This is a genomic window from Caballeronia sp. LZ035, from assembly GCF_031451175.1.
In the GTDB taxonomy this organism is placed as follows: Bacteria; Pseudomonadota; Gammaproteobacteria; order Burkholderiales; family Burkholderiaceae; genus Caballeronia.
On sequence record NZ_JARUXS010000003.1, the window covers coordinates 1,638,434 to 1,658,258 of the forward strand.

Here is a 19,825-nt window from a genome sequence, read left to right on the forward strand (position 1 = left end):
CGCGATCGACCGCTAGGCCATCAACCCGGTCGAGGAGCACGTCCCTTCCCCACATGCCGCCCGATGATCACCCCCGCCGTCTGCGTAAATGCCTCCGCCAGTTCGAGATCCATCGAAGTCGGCTGTCTCGGCTCCCCGGAATACATGGCCAGCGACCCGATGAGACTTCCCTCAGTCGACTCCACCGGGAATGACCAGCACCCCCGATAGCCAAACTTCTCCGCCAGCCACGTCCACGGCTGCCAACGCGGTTCGTCAAGCACATCTGCCGTGATCACCGGCTTCCCCGTCGCCACCGCCAGCCCACAGGCAAGCGACTCGGGCGAAACCACAAACCCGTCGACACACCGCGCATACTCATCCGGCATGCCCACGACATGCCGGAGGACGTTTCCATCCACGATATAGAACGCACACCGGCCCCGCTCATACGAATGATTCGACAGCGTGCGAGCCAGGATGCCCAAGGATGTCTCCAGCGACGCGCCGTTCATGGCGGCCTGAAACGCTTCCTTTTGCGCCGAGAGCCAGGCCCGGCTGCGCGCGATCACCGCCTCGGCACGAGCGTGATCGCTGATGTCCACGAACGTCACCGCTACGCCGGTAATTGCCTTCGTCTCCGACACATACGGATAAATCTTGCGCAGGAACGTGTGGTCGTGGCTGTCGCGAATAATCGCTTCACGCGGTTCACTGGCGCATAGCACGGCGTGGATATCCGTGTAGAAAGCGGCGTCCGGAAACTTCGAGACAAGGTCCGCAATATGGCGGCCGGTGTCGCGCGGCCTCAGCGGGAACACGTCCCGCATTGAAGGCGTGAACCATCGAAGCCTCAAATCCGGGTCCAGGAACATCGTCATCACGGCGCCCGAGGACAGCACGCGACTTTGCATCGCAAGCTGTTCGATATTGTCCTGCAACGCCACGTTCGCCACGTTGAGATCGCCGTTGCTGCGATTGAGCTGTTCGTTCGATGCCTTGAGCTCTTCATTGAGCGCCTGCAATTCCTCTCGCGACGCTTCCAGCTCCTCACGCGAGGCCCGGGCCTTGTCTTTCCAGTCCACCGACTGCGCAAGGTCGAGATCACCCTGCATGAGCAGCGTGCCGTCCGCCTCGAATGCATCGGCCGCGTCCGGCTCCCTGACGAACGACACCAACACACGGTCGCACGCAGCACCGAACGATGTTTGCAACGGCGTGAGCCGTACGCGCATCGGGATGGTTTCGTCGGCGTCGAGTTTCATGCACTCCAGCGTGAGGGGTTCCTGATCGGCCAGTACCTGTCGAATGGCATGCCGAAGGCTCGCCTCCCACTGTCTCGGCACGAGATCCGTGATCTTGAGCGAGGGTTCGCCCGCAGCAAAACGCAGCACATCCTTCGTGTCGCCATAGATCCGCAAGATGCTGCGGTCTTCGTCGATCAACACGGACGGAACGTCGAACTGCTCGTACGCAAGGCGCAGCGCAAGTTTGGCCAGTCTTTCCTCATCCGATGCCACTCTGCGCACAGCAGTGTGCGCCGCCTTGCGCATCGGCCCGACCTTGCGGTAGATGTTCCACTTCCGGGAAACGATCTCGAAGCCCTCTTCGCCGAGAGGGTAAGCCTCGCTTCTGCCAAGAAGGAGATAACCGCCCATGCGCAATGACGTGTGAAGCGAGAACAGTACGTCCCAGACCGTCTCCGGCTCCAGGTAGATGAACAGGTTGCGGCACGTGACGAGGTCGAGCCCCGAAAGCGGTGGATCGGAGATCAGATCCTGCGGGGCGAACACCAGCTTTTCGCGCAGGAACCGTTTGACGCGGAAAGAGGCGTCCACCTGGTAGAAGTAGCGTCCCTGACGTGCGGGCGACACGCCGGCCAGCAACCTGGCATTGAACTGACCCAGGCTTGCGCTGGCGACCAGTTCAGGCGCGGCATCCGTGGCGAAGATCTGGAAGTCGAAGGGCTCGGCTGCTTCGCGTGCAATTTCATCGAACAGCATCGCAAGGGAAAACGCTTCCTCACCGGTCGCGCATGCAGGCGTCCAGACTCTCACGATACGCTTCGCCCCCACCTCGGCGACGAGCGGTTCAAGCACATCGGTGCGCAAGACCGGCCAGGCATCCGCATCGCGAAAGAATTCGGTCACATGAATCGAGATGCCGCGCGCCAGCGCTTCGAGTTCGACAGGATCGTCCCTGAGCAGCGAAGCGTAATCCTCCAGTGACCACACCTTGCGCATGTCCATGCGTTGCTGGATGCGCCATAACAACGGCGAAGGCTTGTAGCCACTCAGGTTGAAACCCGCACGCCGCCGGACCAGCTCGACAATATGAGCGAGCGTCGTCGACGTGGCGTTGGACCACTCAGCCGGCGGCGTGGGACGTTCGTATGCAGGATCGGCGCAGGCCAGCAATTGCTGACCGATAGCCCCCGCAGGCAGGACATGATCGTGAATACGCCGCTGTATGACCGCGTTGGGCATGGCGTCATGCAGCGCCGTCAGCGGATCCTGAACGATGACAATACCGCCGGCTTGCCGGATGAGCGTCGCGCCCGCAGTTCCATCCATGCCGGTGCCCGAAAGTATGACGGCGACCGGTGGCGGCTCTGTGCGTAACGCAAGGCTTTCGAGAAAGCAGTCGATCGTGTCGATGCCGGGACGCCGCCCGCCTCCTTCCAGCGCTCTCGTATGGAACACATCGCGTTCGATCGTCAGGATGTCGTCCGGCGATGGAATGTAGATGGTTCCAGCCTTGGGACGCGCTCCGTCGACCGCGCGCTCAACCGGCAAGTGCGTCCATTTCGCAATCAGGCCGGGCAGCGCGCTGGGCAGGCCAGCGGGCAGATGCTGGAGCACGACAAGCGCACAGGGCAAGTTGGCGGGAAGCCCTTCGAAGAGCCGCTGCAAAGCGGTAATGCCACCGGCCGAAGCGCCGACCGCAACAATGCGCACATCAGTTTGTCTTCCATCCGCGCTCAGTAATTCGGCCATGGCTGTCTTGTACGGAAGCCTCCCGGTTGGAGAGGCGACATGCGCGCAACAGCACGGCCGATGAGGATGCAGATCAACCGGCTCTGCGATCGGGGCTCACTGACTTCAGGCAAGATGCATTCACGGTTCTTGGACTCCACCTCGCGTGAAGCAGGGTGCGCAGCCTATCGAGGCCTGCTCTTCATGGTAGGTGAATTCTGCATGCGGCGCTCACTGCATCATGGGTGGAGCGAGGCCAACATGGGGATGCAGCACTCGTCTTGTTCAGGCAAACTTCCCGCCTGAGCGTTGAACGCCGCATTGATCGACCGGAACCGTACCCGCCAGGACGCCATCCGAGAAAAGACGCGGGTTCGTTCTGTGCTCCACGATTTCAATCGCTTTTATTTTTCGTTGCGACCTGAAGCAGCACTGTCAGTTAAGCGCCCTTTTCGTCCTCGCTTCAACTCCTTTCGAGGCCACCCGTTTTGATCCTGCATCATTCGCAGAGCACGTGATGAACCCACAAGCAAGTTGGCCGGAGCACGCATACGACTGTAGCGGCTGGCAAGGCGAGATGGCCGGCCGGATCGCCGCTTTCGAGTGGGGCAGGACGGCAATGGGACCGATCGATTCATGGTCGAACAGCCTCCAGTCCGCGGTTCGATTCGTCCTCGCGTCGCCCTTGCCGCTCGTCATGCTCTGGGGCATACCCGGGACCATGATCTACAACGACGCGTATGCCGTGTTCGCCGGCGGCAGGCATCCCTTTCTGCTGGGCAAACCGGTCGAGGATGGGTGGCCCGAGGTTGCGGCATTCAATCGGAATGTCGTGGATAGCTGCCTGACCGGACAGGTGCTCTCGTACAAGGACAAACAACTGACGCTGCATCGCAGCGGCAAGCCCGAAGAAGTGTGGATGGACCTGCACTACAGTCCTGTCACCGAGGACGACGGTCGCCCCGCCGGCGTCATCTCCATCGTGTTCGAAACCACGGAGAAAGTGCTGGCCGAGCGCGAAAGGCAAATCGCAGAGGACAAGCTGCATCGTCTGACCCAGACGCTGGAAGAACGGGTTGCCGTTGCCGTCACCGCGCGCGTGGAAGCCGAAGAACGGTTTCGCCAGGTGCAGAAGCTGGAGGCCATCGGCAATCTCACCGGCGGCGTCGCTCACGACTTCAACAACGTGCTGCAGATCATCTCGTCGAACGCGCAGCTGCTCGAACTCCTCGCGCGCGACACCCCCCGGCTCAAGGAACGTCTGGACATCATCTCCAGCGCCGTCAGTCGCGGCAGCAAGCTGGCCTCGCAGATGCTGGCGTTCGCCCGCCGGCAGCCGCTGAATCCGAAGGTCGTGCGCCCGCTCACCTTGCTGAACTCCGTCTCCGATTTGATGGCGCACGCCCTTCCGGAACACATCGCGCTGAGCTCGGTGGTCGCGGAGGATGTCGGCAATCTGCTCGTCGACCGGAATCAGCTCGAGAACGCACTGCTCAATCTGATCATCAATTCGAGAGACGCCATCCGGGAGCGTGGGGACATTCATGTCGACGTGCGCAACGACGCCGGCAACAGAACGCTGTCCTCGGGGCTGGCGCTGCCGGAAGGCGGCTATGTCAGGTTCAGCGTGACCGATACCGGCGTGGGCATGTCCGAACACGTCAAGTCACGCATGTTCGAGCCTTTCTTCTCTACCAAGCCCGAAGGGCACGGCACCGGGCTCGGACTCAGCATGGTGTTCGGCTTCGTGAGTCAGAGCGCGGGTTATGTCGAGGTCGACTCGGAGGTCAACCAGGGAACGACGATCACCCTGTACTTTCCGATGTGCAGTGAGCCGGAATGCGCGTCTGAAGGAACGCTGCCTGTGAACCCGCGTTCAGTGACGGGCGGCGAGACCATCCTGGTCGCCGAGGACGATCCCGATGTCCGTCTGGCGGCCATCGACATGCTTGCACAACTCGGATACAAGGTCTTCTCCGCGCACGATGGCGACGGCGCGCTGGATGTGTTGCAGCGAGTCCCGCATGTGGATCTGCTGTTCACCGACGTCGTGATGCCCGGCACCGTGCGCAGCAGCGAACTGGCGCGCCTGGCGAGCCAGCCGCCGCATCGGGCGGCTGTGGTATTCGCTTCGGGCTACACGCGCGACGTCATCTTCCATGAAGGCCGCATCGACGAAGGCATTACCTTGCTGAACAAGCCGTATAGCCTTTCGGAGCTCGCGGGGACGATACGGCTGGCGCTGGATGCACGGTCGAGCGCGCTGGCTTTATCGGAGGGCAGCGATGGCGCCGCGATGAAGCGCACGTCTGTGAACACGGTTCGCTAGGAACGTCGTCAGCGTTCCATCCCGGTTTTGCAGCGGTCATCGGCGGCTGTCTCATGGCATGATTCTGGACATCATGCCCTCAGACACCACCTCCTCCGACGCCGCCAAGGCCACCGGCACCGCCGCCTTCTCCAAATTCATGGCGGTCCTGCAACTGGTGGCCGATGCCGCCGATCCCCCCACCATCGCCCAGCTCGCGGCCGAGAGCGGCTATCCGCGCCCGACCGTCTATCGCATCGTCGGCGCGCTGATCGCCGAAGGGCTTGTCGTGGAAGGCGAACGCGGCGGCTACGCGCTCGGCCCGCGCCTGATGTCGCTCGCCAGCCGCAGCTGGGAACGCTCGGACCTGCGCATCGCCGCCACCGACGCCTTGCAGGCGCTGCGCGACGCCACTCAGGAAACCGTCCACCTCGCCGTGCGCAGCGGTTCGGAAATGGTCTACGTGGAGAAGCTGGAAAGCCCGCACGCCGTGCGCATGACCTCGCGCATCGGCACGCGCGTTACGCTCTATTCGAGTTCCGTCGGCAAGGCCTATCTCTCGATGCAAACACCCGCGGAACGCGACGCGCTGCTGCACGGCATCGTCCTGCAACGTTTCACGCCGCATACGGTCACCGACCGCAGCGCGCTCGACGCCGAACTCGACGCCACCCGCGCACGCGGCTATGCCGAAGACCGCGAGGAAAACGAGGCGCAGATCTTCTGCTACGGCAGCGCGATCGTCGCGGCGAACGGCGCCACGCTCGGCTGCGTGAGCATCAGCATTCCAGTGTTCAGGAAAAGCGCGACGCCGCTCGACACCTACGTCGAACCGCTCAAGGAAGCGTGCCGCGCGATCGCGCAACGCATGAGTCCGGGCACGCGCTAACGCAGCACCGTATCGCTCGTGCGCTGGGTCGCCGCCGCGCGTTTCGCGATGAGCGTCGGCAGGCGCGGCAGCATTTGCGGCCAGTGCGTCGCCTCGTGCGCCAGACGGCTTGCCATGCTGCGGAGACTGAAACGGTCGGCGGCAAGCCGCAGAATGACCTTGCGCGCGATGGTCCAGACATCGACATCGGGCGCGATCTCGCGCGCCACGCGTTCGATCCGTTCCGCCGACCTCGAGAGCAGCACCGCCCGCGACGCAATGCGTCCGTGCGCCGCGCTGAACATGTGCTCGGCGGGCGCCCGGCCAATGGCGCCGAACAGATGCGCCACGCCCACATTGCGCCGCGCGTGAGGCGAGGCGAAACGCTCGGCCTCGCGCCGGTAAGTGGACTCCACGCGCATTTCGTGATGACTCGACTGCGCGTCCGGACGGCCCTGTTCGAGATGCGCGCGCGCCGCGGCCTTGTGGTCGCCCTGGATCAGCGCATGCGACACGCCTACCAAAAAGTCGCGCTCGTGCGCGGCGAATAACATCATCGGATTGTCGGCTTCCAGCACGATCTGGCCGCGCGTGCCCTCTTCGATGCTGACCCGCGCGCCCGCCGCATCGAGCCCCGCGTGATACAGCCCGATGCCCAGCGCCATCTCGAAGAACGCTTCGATCAGCGTCGCGACGACATCGGCCGGATCGAGCCCATGCGCCGTCAGCGTATGCGTGTCGCGCAACGCGGCCGTTTCGATCGCACGCGTCGTGAGCACTGCATCGTTGCAGTAGTCCCACAACACCTCGGGCACTGCGATACGCGGGTCCTCGCGCAGACGGAAGCGCAGGTAGCTTTGATCGGCGGCACGCTGGCGCAGGTCGATCATCGCGTCGATGCTCTCCCGCGCCCGCTGCACCCACTCCACCGGATGCATGTCGCGCGCCTTCGCCGAACGCCGCTCGGCGAAGCGTGCCGCCGCGAGCGCGAGGTCGAGATCGTCGGCCAGTTCGGCGCGCGCATCCGCGCGCAACAGCGTGACGCGCACCGGCGTCGCGCCGATGCGCGCCGTATGCGTCTGCTCCGCGACGCCCGAACGCAGCGGCACGTTCTGCAAATCGCTCAGTTCGAAGGCCAGCGTGGCGGGAAACGCCTCAGCGCAAGCCTGGCGGAAGTGGACGGCATCGTAAGGCGTGAAGAGCGCGTCCATCTCGGCCAAGGCAACGCGCACAGCGGTTTCGGCGAGCGCGGGATGACTGGCGAGCGCACCCGACGCGTTTTCCAGCACGCGCGACAGTTGCGACAGCGCAGGCACGCCCGCCGCGAGCGGCGCCGCCCGCGCGCCATGCGTGGCGAAGAAGCGCGCGACGCGGGTCATCGCGGCGCCGTCATCGACATGATGACTTTCCCGGACGAACGCCCGGCCAAGGCGCCACAGGGTGACGAGTCGTCGGACAGGCAAGTTGAGGCTCGCTGAAAGTGAGTTGAAACCGCTGTAAGACAGCGAAACCGTCACGGATGGCAACGGCCGCTTCAATGTGTAACACGATTCGCCAGGCCGTGCACGCCGATGACTCAATGCCGCCCGCTGCAACGCGCTGCGTAATTTGCTTCGTGATCCGCAGTAATCCATGAAGGAAGAAGACCCTGGCAGCACGCGAAAATTGCGCCGTCAAGACCATCTTCCCGCGACGAATGCGATCGCGTTTCCATTTGTGGATTTTTGTCGACCGTCATTTCGGATTAATCTCAGTGCGGTATCTTGTAAAAGCGTCGCGACTGGACACCAGCCGGCCGGGCGCCGACCGCTTCGTGCGTCCACGCGCGAAGATCGATAACGATAAAGCTGAGAGCCCCCATGCCACTTCATTCCGTCGTGCCGTTGGCGAAGGTCATGTACATCCTCGGGCAGATGGGCGCGATCATCTGTCACGAACGCGGCCCGAGCCCGCAGACCAGCGTGTTGACGCGCATGGCGTCGCGGCCCGCGGAGGGCCTGGCGGACGCGCTGGCCGAGATGAATGCGCTGGGCACGCCGCGCCGCGGGCATCGTCGCGCGCTGCTGCAATGGAAGCATGCAGAGATTCTTCGTCTGCGCCGCATGTTGCCTGACGCGCTGCCGGCAGCGGCCTCGGCGCACACGCAAATGCCTTTCTGGGCGGGCTATTGCCAGTACTGGGAAGAGATCCTCAAGGCCCACACCGAACCCGACGGCGAGCGCCCCGTGCTCCGGCTCGTGGATACCTCGCGCAAGCATCCGGACGCCTGAGCCCGCGCGTGTCATCCGCGCAAGCGGTCGGCTGCATGGTCGTCGCCTTGTGCGGAGAAATACGTCCGGATCACCTCGATCATGCGGTCGAGTTCCGCCGGCTTCAGGAAATAGCCGTTGAAACCGGTGCGCTGGGCGCGCGTCCAGTCGTCCGGATTGGCGCGCCCGGTATGCGCGATCAGCAGCATCGTGATGTCGATGGCGCGAATGGCCTCCGCCGCCTCCCAGCCGTCGCCGAGCGGCATCGACAGATCGAGCAGCACCACGCCCGGCCGCCACTTGCGCGCCAGCGAGACCGCATCGAGCCCTGTGTGCACCGCGCGCACGGAGAAGTCGGCGTCCTCGAGCGCAAGCGCGATCGCGCGCGTGGCGTCGGGATCGTCGTCGGCGATCAGCACGCGCGGCTCGTCGGGAGGCGTCGCGCGCACCGGCATCTGCCAGAGCGATTGATGCGGAACAGGAACGGGTCGTTGCATCGTGGTGGCCTCGGAACGAGCGAACCTGAAAGCAACCCTCGTTCCCCATCCGGGTGCGAAGAGCGTCGAGTCAGACGCCATGCGCCTCGCCGACGTTACACTCCGGGAATACCCGCTGGCCGGCCCCGCGCGCCGATGCACGCACTTCGTGCAGCTTTTGCATCAGGCTCGCGCGAGTTCGCCGGAACCGTGCGGCCGTGCGTCCCACAACGTGAGGAGTGTCGATGTTCGTCGTCTACTGGCTTGACGGCAATCCGGATGCCGAAGGCACGGCGCGCTTCCGGCGTTTCGATCCCGCTTCGCTCGCCGAGGCGTTGCGCTATGCCGAAACGCTGAGAAAGCGCCAGGCCGATGGCGATGACCTGAGCTTCATCACGCTGTGCAGCGAGAATCCGCAGTCGGTGGGCAAGCCGGGCGCGGCCGACCCGCCCGCCGGCTACGACTGGAAGAAGCGCAGGCGCTAGTTCTGTGCGGTGGCGGCGGCGTCCTCCTGCCAGCCGCCGCCAAGCGACTTGTACACGGCGATGAGATTCGTCGTCACGTTAACCGTCGATTGCGCCAGTTGCTCGCGCGTCTGGGCGAGCTGGCGCTCGGCATCGAGCACGGTCACGAACGCCGTCAGCCCCTTGCGATAGCTGTCGGTCGCGAGTTGCAGGCTGATGCGGTTGGCCTCGACCGTGCGTACCAGCGCCGCGCGCCGGTCCTGCTCGGTGCGATAGTTGACCAGTGCGTTATCGACGTCCTGCAATGCGCTCAGCACCGTCTGCCGGTATTGCAGCGCCGCCGCGCCCGCTTCGGCCTTGGCGACTCGCACGTTCGCGCGCAACTGGCCGCCTTCGAAGATCGGCAGCGAGATGCTCGGCCCCACCGACCAGAACAGGCTCGACCAGTGGGCCAGGTAATTGGCCTTCGAGGCCCGCATGCCCACCTGCCCGGTCAGGGAGATATCCGGATACAACTGCGCCACCGCGACGCCCACTTCCGCCGTCGCCGCGTGCAACTGCGCCTCGGCGCGGCGGATGTCCGGACGCCGCCGCGCGAGCGTCGACGGCAAGCCGACCGGCACGGCAGGCGGCACCGGCGGCACGACCGCGCTGCCGGTGGCATCGGCGAGTTCGGCGTCGAGTGTGCCGGGCGGACTGCCGCTCAGCACGGCGAGGCCGTTCATGGCCTGCGCGATCTGGGCATCGAGCGTCGGCAGTTGTGCCTGAAGCGTGCCGACCTGGGCGCTCGCGCTCTGCACGTCCTGCTGGCTCGTCAGCCCGACGCGCGCCTGCTCGCGCGTGAGATCGAGGATCTGCTCCTCGGCGTCGATCTCGGCCAGCGTGATCTGCTTGATCGCCTGCGCGCCGCGCAATTGCGCGTAGGTGCGCGCCACTTCGGACTCGAGCGACACTAGCGCGTCGTTGCGGCTTTCGATCTGCGCCTGCGTCTGCGCATCGGCGGATTCCACCGAGCGCCGCACGCGCCCGAACAAGTCCAGTTCCCACGACGCATCGAAGCCGTATTGATAGAGCGTGGTGGGCTGTGTCGCCGAGTCGAGGCCCTGGCGGATCTGTGCGCCGTTGGCGCCGCCGATCTGGTTGATCTGGTCGTAGACGCCCTGCGATTCCAGGAAGCCCTTCACGCCGAGTTGCTCGCGCTTGACACTCGCGTTCGCGCCGATCTGCGGCAGACCCGCCGCGCCCGCCGCAATCGACTGTTCGCGCGCCTCTGCGATGCGCAGCACCGCGGCCTGCAAGTCGAGATTGCCCGCGACCGCGCGTTCGATCAGCGAGTCGAGCATCGGATCGTGAAACTGCTTCCACCAGAGCGGATCGGGATCGGCCGACGTTTGCGCCACCGAAGGCGCATCCGCATGCGGCACGCGTGGATCGTTCGGCGCGTTCTGCGCGCGCTGCATGTCGTTCCAGTTGGCGGGGGCATCGGCGGTCGGCGCCTTGAAATCAGGACCGACGGCGCATGCGCCCAGCAACAGCGCCGGCAAAAGGATGAGGAGACGCGGCTTCATGTCAGTGTCCTCCCGCCTGACCGGACGCCTTGACCGGCGAAAAGAACAACGACAACGGAATGAACATGAACGAGAAGATCGCGCACGCGAGGAATACATCGAGATAGGCGAGGATGGTCGCCTGCGAAACGAGCGTCTTGTACATCTGTCCGGTGGCGGCGGTCATGGCCTGCGACATCGACTGTCCTGCATCCATCAGCGTGCGGGCGATGCGATTCACCGAGTCGGTATACGGCTGATTCAACGGCGTCATGTGTTCGACCATATGCGCCATGTTGGCCTGCGTGCGCTCGCGGATCGCCGCCGTAGCAAGCGATATCCCGATCGACCCCGCCACGTTGCGGAACATCGTGAACAGCGCGGAGGCGTCGTTGTTGAGCGACTTGGGCAGCGAGAGATAGGCGAGCGTCGTCACCGGCACGAACAGGAAGCCGATACCGATCGATTGCGCGCTGCGCATCTTGGTCAGCGTGACATAGTCGATGTTGGGCACGAGATGATGCGAGTAAAGCAACGCGCAGCCCATCAGGAAAAAGCCGAACGCGACGAGAAAACGCGTCTGGATCACGTTCATCAGCTTGCTCACGATCGGAATCAGGAACACGATGCAGATCGCCCCGGGCGAGAGCACGAGGCCTGCGAGCGTCGCGGTATAGCCGAGCTGCTGTTGCGCGAGCTGCGGTATCAGCACAGCGCTGCCGTACAGCACGGACGCGAAGCCGAAGATCGCCGCCGAGCCCAGCGCGAAGTTGCGGTCCTTCATCACGCGCAGGTCGACCACGGGCTTTTTTGCGTACAGCAACCAGAGGGTCGCGCCGATAATCCCCACCGCCGCGAGCACCGCGAACGTCACGATGAACGGCGATGAGAACCAGTCGTCGTCTTCGCCGCGATCGAGAAACACTTGCAGGCAGCCGAGACCCAGCGCGATCAGACTGATGCCAACCGCGTCGATGCCCACTTTCTTCGGATCCTGGCGCTTCTCCCACGGCGGATCCTCGACGAACTGCATGACTGCGAAGGTGGTCAGCACGCCCACCGGCACGTTGATGAGGAAGACCCAGCGCCACGTGAAGTTGTCCGTGATCCAGCCGCCGAGCGTCGGCCCGAGCACCGGCGCGACGACGATCGCGACCGCCGAGATCGAAAACGCGCGGCCGCGCTGTTCGGGTGGGAAGGTGTCGAGAATGATCGATTGCTGGCTCGGCTGCAGGCCGCCGCCGAAGAAGCCTTGCAGGATCCGGAAGACGATCAGCTCGCCCAGGTTGGTGGCGATGCCGCACATCAGCGAGCACACGGTGAACGCGCCGATGCAGATCAGGAAATAGCGCTTGCGCCCGAGGATCTTCGAGAAATAGGCGGAGAGCGGCAGCACGATGCCGTTCGCAACGAGATAGGACGTGAGGGTCCAGGTGGATTCGTCGTAGCTCGCCGACATCGTGCCCGAGATGTGCGGCAGCGCGACGTTGACGATGGTCGTGTCGAGCACTTCCATGAACGCCGCGAGCGTGACGACGACGGCAATCAGCCATGGATTCGACCGGGGCTTCCAGCCGCTGTGGTCGTGTTCTGCGGTGGTATCGCTCATGGCGTCAATGCCTGAGCATCACGGTCGGCACCACGGAGAGGCCGAGCGGCAAGGGTGCGCCCGGCTTCAGGCCATCGTCGATGATGATCTTCACCGGCACGCGCTGCACGATCTTCACGAAGTTGCCCGTGGCGTTCTCGGCGGGGAACGCCGAGAAACGCGAGCCGCTGCCGAGCTGCACGCTGTCCACGTGGCCGTGCAGCTTCATGTCCGGATACGCGTCGACTTCGATATCGACCTTGTCGCCGGGATGCATGCGATCCAGCTGCGACTCCTTGAAGTTGGCCGTCACCCAGAAACGCGTCGTGACGAGCGTGAAGATCGACGTGCCCGCCTGGAGGAAGGTGCCGTACTGCACGTTGCGCCTCGTGATCCAGCCATCGGACGGGGCGCGCAGTTCCGTGTACGAGAGATTCAGTTGCGCGGACTCGACCTGCGCTTCCGCCTGCCGCACCTGCTGGCGTCTTTCTTCCACGGCGGCAATCACGGTCGCGATCTGCTGCGGCACGAGCGCGGCGGTGCGCACCTGCGCTCTCGCCTGCGCGACGTTCGCCTGCGCGCTCTTTTGCTGGGCCGTGGCCGTGTCGATGTTCTGCTGCGAGGTCGCGCGGACATCGACTGTTTTCTGGCGGTCGTATGCGGCGCTCGCCTGCGCGAGATTGGCGCGGGCCGTCTGTTCCTGAGCCTGCGCCTGCGCGAGTTGCGCCGGGTATTGCACGCGCGCGACTTCAAGCTGGGTTTCCTGTGCGTGCAGTTGCGCTTGAGCGAGGCCCAGCGAAGCGTTAGCCTGATCGAGTTGCGCCTGATAGTCGCGCGGATCGATCTTGATGAGCAGATCGCCCTTGTGGACGAACTGGTTATCGTCGATGTTCATCGCCACGACATAGCCCGACACCTTCGGCGCGATGGTGACGGCGTCGCCATCGGTGTAGGCGTCGTCGGTGCTCTGCTGGTTGCGCGTCATGAACCACCAGATGAATGCGCCAATCGCCAGCACCACCACGGCGACGCCGAGAATGATCAGCGGCTTCTTGCCGGGCTTCTTGCGGCCATTTTCTTCCTTGCCGTTTTCTTCCTTGCCGTTGTTCTCGCCGTCGCCGTCCTTGCTATTCGACTTGGCTTTCAGGCGTGGCTTGGCCTCGCCGGTGGCGTCGGCCTGCGCGCCGCTGCGTGCTGGGTTCTGGGTATCGTCTGAATCTGGCATTGCCGCTCACTCGGTGTCGTAACTCGGCGCTGAATCCCGGACGGACGCCGGGTGGAACCGCTGGGTGGACCTGCGCGTGCAATCACGTCGATGACCGCCGGGCACAGGACTACCCAGGCCAGTCATCCGTGGCGGTGTCGTTGAGCAAGTGCCGTTCCCTTGCCGCGCGAAAGCGGTTCGATCCGGCGCGCAGCGAACGTGCGTGCGGCTTGGCACGATATTGTTCTGCTTCCCCGAATGGGATAGGCGCGGCAGTTTTTAAGCTCGTAAGTAAAACTTTCAGCGGCGGCGCGGCGTGGGCGCTCATTTCGCTCTAAGTCTCGTGGCACAGGATGGCGCCTGTACTCGACAGGAGATGCACCATGTACAAGCACATTCTCGTGGCCGTCGGCACCAGCCTCAGCGACACCGCCCTTACCGCCGCGATCCACTGCGCACGCGAATCCAACGCGCGTCTCACCGCGATGCACGTCGTCGATCAAACCCCGTGGTGGGCCGTCGTGACCGCGGACTGCAGCACGGCGGAAACACTCGATGTCATCGACCAGCACGCCCGCGCCGTCGCGCGGCATTGCATGCGGCGGATCAACGAGGCGGGCATCGAAGGCAGCGCGTTCACGCTCACCTTGCCGCTCAACGCGAACCTGGGCGAGACGATCGCGAAGGCATCGACGGAACTGGGCGCGGACCTGATCGTGCTCGGCGGCGAAGCGGACATCGGCTGGAGCCATGGCGACCAGCGGCTGCGCGACGTCGTCTGTGCGCACGTGAAGTGCAACGTGCTGATCGCGTCACATCTGCAGACGCACGCGGAGAGCGCGATCTAGCGGGGCAAGCGATGCAAGCGCGTCAAAGTGTCCCGCGCAGTTGCGTCGCGAGTTGCACGATGCCGATGCAGATCCGCCGTTCGCGCTTCGGATCGAGCCGGCCGATAGGCACGCTCGTCGACACGGCGATGCGCTTGCCGGCCGGCGTCATCCCGACATAGGCGGCGAAGCATGCGAGTCCTTCCGCGACTTCCTCGCGTTCCACGGCAAGACCGCTGGTGCGGATGGCGGCGAGTTCGCGGAGTAAGGCCGCGCGCCGCGTGATGGTGCGCGGCGTGACGGCTTCGAGCCGCTCGGGCAGGCGCTCGATGACGGCTTCATCCGACAGTCCGGCCAGCAGTGCCTTGCCGAGCGCGCAGCAATGCGCGGGCAGGCGCGAACCGGGATCCGACACGAGCCGCACCGGCCGATGCGCATCCTCGCGCGCCACATACACGACATGGATGCCGTCGAGGACGGCGAGCTGCACGACCTCGTTGTGCTGGTGGATGAACGCGGCCGCGCCCTCGCGGAACGCCGCCTGCAACGTGTCATGGCGGACGTAGGCATTGCCGAGCTCGAACAGACCGACGCCGATCACATAGCCATCGTCACGTTTTTCGATCCATTGCATGCGCGCGAGCGTTTCCAGCATCAGATAGAGCGTGCTGCGCGACAGCCCCGTCCGTTCCGCGAGCATCGCGGCGCGCACTGGCTTTGCAGCCGCCGCAAGGGCTTCGAGAATGTCGCTCGCGCGGCGCAATGCGGGTACGTCGTAGGTCTTTTCCATGGGGCCATGCAGCAGATTCAGAGCACACATAGTCCAACAGGTTGGATAAACAATCAACCCAATGGACACTTTGGGGTTGTGCGAGCTACGATCGGCTTTCCTTTTTCTGCCCGCTACCCACGCCATGCAAACCGTCACCGTGACCTCCTGCCTGCCCGAAGATTTCGCCGATGCCGTGCTGATCGGCCGCGTCTGGCGTCCCGCGCCCGTGAACGGTCCGAGCGTCGTGGCGGTGCGTCAGGGCGAAGTGTTCGACATCACGCGCGCCGCGCCGACCACCGCCGATCTCTTCGATCACCCCGAGATGATCGAGATTGCGCGGCATGCGGAAGGCGAGCATCTCGGCAATGTGCAGGACCTGCTGCAAGCGACGCTCGACGCCACGCCGGGCGGCCTGCGGCTGCTTGCCCCGTGCGACGTGCAGGCCGTGAAGGCATGCGGCGTGACCTTCGCGGTGAGTCTGCTGGAACGCGTCATCGAGGAGCACGCGGGTGGCGACGCCAGCAAGGCGCAGGAAGTGCGCGACACCATCAATACGCTGATCGGCGCCGATCTCTCGAAGATCAAGCCCGGCTCGGAAGGGGCGGCGAAGCTGAAAGCCGAACTCGAACGTCGCGGCGCGTGGTCACAGTACATGGAAGTCGGCATCGGGCCTGACGCGGAAGTGTTTTCGAAATCGCAGCCGATGTCGTCAGTCGGTTTCGCGGCGGAGGTCGGGCTGTATCCGACATCGCAATGGAACAATCCCGAGCCGGAAATCGTGTTGGCCGTGAATGCGCGCGGCGAGATCGTCGGCGCGGCGCTTGGCAACGATGTGAATCTGCGTGACATCGAAGGCCGCAGCGCATTGTTGCTCGGCAAGGCGAAGGACAACAATGCGTCGTGCGCGATTGGTCCGTTCGTGCGCCTGTTCGACGGCCGCTTCACGCTCGATTCGGTGCGGCAGACGAGCGTGTCGTTGCGCATCGAAGGCGCGGACGATGGCTTCGTGCTCGAAGGCGTGAGCCACATGAGCGAGATCAGCCGCGATCCGGCGGACCTCGTGACGCAGACGCATGGCGCGCACCATCAGTATCCGGATGGCTTCATGCTGTTCCTCGGCACGATGTTCTCGCCAATCAAGGACCGCGACGCGCAAGGCGGCGGCTTCACGCATCATCTCGGCGATGTGGTGACCATCTCGACGCCGAGTCTCGGTGCGCTGGTGAATACGGTCAGGCTTTCGACGGAAATCGAACCGTGGACGTTCGGCGTCAGGGCGCTGTACCAGAGTCTTGCCGCGCGGGGGTTGATGGGTGCGGCGGGGGGTTGAGGAGGTCTGGTTTCTTGACGGGTGTAAAAGCTGAGCCGTCGAAACGATAGTAGTAGGTACCCTGCCCCTGCTCGTTCCGGCTGCCATGCACGATCAGCAGCGCACTGTCCTTTCGGTAGGCGAGAGGCTCGGTGATATTCAGTGGCCAGTCGGACACGGTGAAGGGCAGCATCACGACCTTACCCGTGTTCGAATCGATGGCCGCAGCCATGACACACGCCGCGCCGCAGCCCCATTCCGCAAGGACGAAGCGGCCCGCGAAGTTGATCTTGCCCGTGGCGGCTGTGTTGATCTGCGTTGCGTAGCGGCGGCTCTGACTAGCGTTCAGTTTGGGTTTGATCGGTCGAGATGGCGGTTCGACCACCGTTGGATAGTCTGCGAAAACCGGCGCGACAGGCTCGGCGCGGCAGTTGCTTGCAACGAACAGGAAGAGAACCCAAGCCGCGAGATTCTTACTCATGCTTCAATACCAATGGTGGCTTTGCCAGAAGTCCCGCGCGGCTTTCGCGGAATGATAGCGACCATAGATATAGCGTATTCCACCTTGGCATTCTTCGACGGCATTGCCGAACGATCTCTCGCCATGCGGATTCAACTCGTACTGCGCACGCAGCAGCTGAAATAAGCCCTCGCTGATGAACTAACGTTGCGGTTGTTCACAATACCGCTGGACTCCTGAGCGAGAATCCAGAGCAGATCGCCATAGTCTGCCTCAGCCACTCCTTCTTGGCGCATGGCCTCTCTGAGCGCAAATCTTACGTGGAGTGAAACCGACTCAGGCGGGATCGGTGTCCAGGCATCGCGGGCGTGCCGCCTTTGCCGGTGATTGTGCGCGTGTAGTATCGCCATGACAGTCTTCCCGATGAATTCATCGAGACATTACGCGGACGCGGCCACACGCGCTACCCGACTACTCTTAAACACCTCACGACGCCCCCAGCCGAAACCCCTTCGGCTGCCCTTTGGTGACGAGTTGCACGGGCGTCTCCATATAAGGCGAAAGATCCCGCTGCCTGCGTTTTTCGAGCAGCGCTTTCACCGCGACATCGACACCAAATACCGCCTGTCTCGCCCCGAACTGTTCGACGGTGGCGAGCAAGCGGCCGTCCTCGAGCATCGGCTGTACAGCTTCGATGTTGTTGTAGCCCGTGACAAGCACCCGGCCCCTCTTGCCCGCGATGCGCAGTGCATCGATCGCGCCCATCGCGATGTTGTCGTTGGCGCACATCAAACCACGCACCATCGGATGCCCCGACAGAATCTGCAGCGCTGCGACCTTGCCGCTTGCGGCGTTCCAGTCGCCGCCGTCGATGGCGCTCACCCGCATACCCGCCGCGTTCATCGCGTCCTTGAAACCGGCCGAACGCTGCTGCGAATTGCGGTCGTTCGCGGGGCCTTCGATGATCGCGACTTCATCGCCCGCCTTCAGCTTCGAGGCGAGATACGTGCCGACGAGCTTCGCCCCGCGCCGGCTATCCGGCCCGACAAACGGAATCACGAGTTTCGCTTCTTCCTGCGCGCGTTCATCGAAGGGATTGTCGATCGCGATCACGATGATGCCCGCGGCAATGGCCCTCGCCGTCACCGGCAGCAACGCGCGTGAATCCGCCGGCGCGATGACGATGGCATTCGCCCTCGCATCGATCAGCGACTCGACGATGCGGATCTGCCCGGCGACGTCGTTGTCCGTGTCCGTGCCGCGCGTGTCGAGCGTGAGTTGCGCGGCGAAGTGGCGCTGGTAGTTCTTCGCGCCTTCGATCATCGACATGACGAACGGGTCTTCCAGCGACTTCATCACCAGCGCAATGGTCGCCTTGTCGGTCGCGGCGTACGCGTTCCATCCACGCGTCAGACCGCATGCACTCAGGGCGCAGGCGGCGAGCAGGCGGCGGCGGACAAGGCTCGTCATGGAATGAAAGAATGAGGCCGATGGATCGCCTCATTGTAGACGCAGCGGTTCGCACTCAGGCCAAGTCCCGCAGCGACGCCGGACTTTCGACTCAGCGCGCCGCCGCCTCCACGAGCGCGGGCAGGCCGCTGACGGGCTGCATCAGGCCTTCATCGAGCCCATGACGCGCGCGGAGATAGTCGGTCGCGTTCCAGGAAAGCCACGCGCCGCCCTGTGCGTCTTCCCAGGCCAGCACCTTCAGCGGCAGATCGAGCGCGGCCGTGGGCACGGCCTGCATCAACGGCGTGCCGGCCTGTGGATTGCCGAACACGAGCAACTGGCTCGGCGGCATCGTGAGGCCGGCGCGCGCGGCGTCGCCGCTGAAGTCGATGCGCGCGAACAGCATCAGCCCGCGCGCGCGGATCAATGCTTCGAGCTTGTCGGCAGTGGCGAGCGCGCCGTGTGCGCTCGCAATCGTCATGACGCCGTTTCCGGCGCTTGCATCGGGCATCGACATGAAGCCTCCGAAGTTCAGCGCGCCGCGCGCTTCGTCCAGGCCAACGAGACAAAGGCCGTACACAGCGCTTCCATGCCGAGCGCGTCTTCGTCGTCGAAACGGTTGGGCACGGGACTATCGACATCCCATACGCCGATCAGCGTGCCATCGGTGGCAATCAAGGGCACGACGATTTCGGAACGCGACGCCGCATCGCACGCGATATGGCCGGGAAACGCGTGGACGTCCGGCACGACCTGCGTCCGGCGCTGCTCCGCCGCCGTGCCGCACACGCCGCGTCCGAGCGCAATGCGCACGCACGCCGGCTTGCCCTGAAACGGCCCGACGACGAGTTCCGTGCCGTCGAACAGATAGAAGCCGGCCCAGTTCAACTCCGGCAGCGAGTGATAAAGCAGCGACGAAAAGTTCGCCGCGTTGGCGATGAAGTCCGGTTCGTCGCTGATGAGTGCGCGGGCTTGCTGAAGCAGGTCGTCGTATTGGGCGGCCTTGCTGGCGTGACTGGACGGGGAGATCGAGAACATGATGGCGAGGAAGTTGGGCCGCAGCGCGAGCGCGTCCGCGACATCGAAAAAGTGTCGCCGACGATAGCACAACGCTTCGCGTCACGCTTTCGACACCGGAAAGCTCATCGCAAGGAAGCACCGTCTGGCTTGGCAGTGCGCGAGCGCATCGCCTAGTGTTAAACCCGCCGGATGTCGCTGTCTACGACGCAACTGTAACGAGTGCTTAAAACCGTGTCCGGGATTTCCCTCCTTTACTTCGTTTCGTCGCCGGCATTAAATCAACCAACTTGATTTAATTAATGGCCACGCCGAGATGGCCCTTTGACGGAG

The 19,825-nt window shown here is 64.1% G+C and carries 17 protein-coding genes; 6 read left to right on the forward strand and 11 right to left on the reverse strand.

Features of this window, described 5'->3' with window-relative positions; genetic code table 11:
• Positions 1–20 precede the first annotated feature (20 nt).
• The gene (locus tag QCE88_RS30065; protein ID WP_309908656.1) at positions 21–2,975 is read right to left on the reverse strand and encodes a chemotaxis protein CheB; all 2,955 of its coding nucleotides are present in this window, start codon (positions 2,973–2,975) and stop codon (positions 21–23) included.
• A gap of 496 nt (positions 2,976–3,471) precedes the next feature.
• On the opposite strand from QCE88_RS30065, the gene QCE88_RS30070 reads away from it, so the two are divergent.
• Complete coding sequence (locus tag QCE88_RS30070) at positions 3,472–5,283, forward strand: ATP-binding protein (RefSeq protein ID WP_309908658.1); 1,812 nt, start codon at positions 3,472–3,474, stop codon at positions 5,281–5,283.
• A 73-nt stretch (positions 5,284–5,356) separates the two neighbouring features.
• On the forward strand, positions 5,357–6,151 hold the full coding sequence (locus tag QCE88_RS30075; RefSeq protein ID WP_309908662.1) for an IclR family transcriptional regulator: 795 nt from the start codon (positions 5,357–5,359) through the stop codon (positions 6,149–6,151).
• Here QCE88_RS30075 and QCE88_RS30080 read toward each other — a convergent pair.
• Positions 6,148–7,593, reverse strand: a complete 1,446-nt coding sequence (locus QCE88_RS30080) for an AarF/UbiB family protein (RefSeq protein WP_309908664.1) — start codon at positions 7,591–7,593, stop codon at positions 6,148–6,150. The genes QCE88_RS30075 and QCE88_RS30080 overlap by 4 nt on opposite strands.
• A gap of 396 nt (positions 7,594–7,989) precedes the next feature.
• On the opposite strand from QCE88_RS30080, the gene QCE88_RS30085 reads away from it, so the two are divergent.
• Positions 7,990–8,400 carry a hypothetical protein gene (locus tag QCE88_RS30085; protein ID WP_309908666.1) on the forward strand — a complete coding sequence of 137 codons (411 nt, stop codon included), beginning with the start codon at positions 7,990–7,992 and terminating at the stop codon, positions 8,398–8,400.
• Between the two features lie 11 nt (positions 8,401–8,411).
• On the opposite strand, the gene QCE88_RS30090 is transcribed toward QCE88_RS30085, so the two are convergent.
• Complete coding sequence (locus QCE88_RS30090; RefSeq protein ID WP_309908668.1) at positions 8,412–8,876, reverse strand: response regulator; 465 nt, start codon at positions 8,874–8,876, stop codon at positions 8,412–8,414.
• A gap of 224 nt (positions 8,877–9,100) precedes the next feature.
• Here QCE88_RS30090 and QCE88_RS30095 point away from each other — a divergent pair, with 224 nt between their 5' ends.
• A complete protein-coding gene (locus tag QCE88_RS30095; protein ID WP_309908670.1) occupies positions 9,101–9,340 on the forward strand; it encodes a hypothetical protein in 240 nt (79 codons plus the stop codon).
• Here QCE88_RS30095 and QCE88_RS30100 read toward each other — a convergent pair.
• Genes QCE88_RS30100 through QCE88_RS30110 form a run of 3 tightly spaced genes read right to left on the reverse strand, consistent with a single transcriptional unit; the run spans position 9,337 to position 13,679 of the window.
• Entirely contained in the window at positions 9,337–10,887 is a 1,551-nt protein-coding gene (locus QCE88_RS30100; protein ID WP_309908673.1) for an efflux transporter outer membrane subunit, read from the reverse strand. The genes QCE88_RS30095 and QCE88_RS30100 overlap by 4 nt on opposite strands.
• 1 nt (position 10,888) lies before the next feature.
• The gene (locus QCE88_RS30105; RefSeq protein WP_309908675.1) at positions 10,889–12,475 is read right to left on the reverse strand and encodes a DHA2 family efflux MFS transporter permease subunit; all 1,587 of its coding nucleotides are present in this window, start codon (positions 12,473–12,475) and stop codon (positions 10,889–10,891) included.
• Between the two features lie 4 nt (positions 12,476–12,479).
• A complete protein-coding gene (locus QCE88_RS30110; protein ID WP_309908677.1) occupies positions 12,480–13,679 on the reverse strand; it encodes an HlyD family efflux transporter periplasmic adaptor subunit in 1,200 nt (399 codons plus the stop codon).
• A gap of 362 nt (positions 13,680–14,041) precedes the next feature.
• Here QCE88_RS30110 and QCE88_RS30115 point away from each other — a divergent pair, with 362 nt between their 5' ends.
• Positions 14,042–14,506 (forward strand): universal stress protein, encoded by a 465-nt coding sequence (locus QCE88_RS30115; RefSeq protein WP_309908679.1) that lies wholly within the window; start codon positions 14,042–14,044, stop codon positions 14,504–14,506.
• Positions 14,507–14,528: 22 nt separating this feature from the next.
• On the opposite strand, the gene QCE88_RS30120 is transcribed toward QCE88_RS30115, so the two are convergent.
• Positions 14,529–15,275 (reverse strand): IclR family transcriptional regulator, encoded by a 747-nt coding sequence (locus QCE88_RS30120; RefSeq protein ID WP_309908681.1) that lies wholly within the window; start codon positions 15,273–15,275, stop codon positions 14,529–14,531.
• A gap of 124 nt (positions 15,276–15,399) precedes the next feature.
• On the opposite strand from QCE88_RS30120, the gene QCE88_RS30125 reads away from it, so the two are divergent.
• Positions 15,400–16,587, forward strand: coding sequence for a fumarylacetoacetate hydrolase family protein (locus QCE88_RS30125; protein WP_309908683.1), 1,188 nt, complete (start codon positions 15,400–15,402; stop codon positions 16,585–16,587).
• On the opposite strand, the gene QCE88_RS30130 is transcribed toward QCE88_RS30125, so the two are convergent.
• The 4 genes from QCE88_RS30130 to QCE88_RS30145 all read right to left on the reverse strand — a co-directional run bounded on the left by QCE88_RS30130 (position 16,529) and on the right by QCE88_RS30145 (position 19,513).
• Positions 16,529–17,047, reverse strand: a complete 519-nt coding sequence (locus QCE88_RS30130) for a hypothetical protein (protein ID WP_309908684.1) — start codon at positions 17,045–17,047, stop codon at positions 16,529–16,531. The genes QCE88_RS30125 and QCE88_RS30130 overlap by 59 nt on opposite strands.
• A 465-nt stretch (positions 17,048–17,512) precedes the next feature.
• The gene (locus QCE88_RS30135) at positions 17,513–18,496 is read right to left on the reverse strand and encodes a substrate-binding domain-containing protein (RefSeq protein WP_309908686.1); all 984 of its coding nucleotides are present in this window, start codon (positions 18,494–18,496) and stop codon (positions 17,513–17,515) included.
• A 91-nt stretch (positions 18,497–18,587) separates the two neighbouring features.
• Entirely contained in the window at positions 18,588–18,992 is a 405-nt protein-coding gene (locus QCE88_RS30140; RefSeq protein WP_309908688.1) for a DUF302 domain-containing protein, read from the reverse strand.
• 14 nt (positions 18,993–19,006) lie between these two features.
• Positions 19,007–19,513: a GAF domain-containing protein gene (locus QCE88_RS30145; protein WP_309908821.1), complete on the reverse strand. Its 507-nt coding sequence runs from the start codon at positions 19,511–19,513 to the stop codon at positions 19,007–19,009.
• Positions 19,514–19,825: the final 312 nt, after the last annotated feature.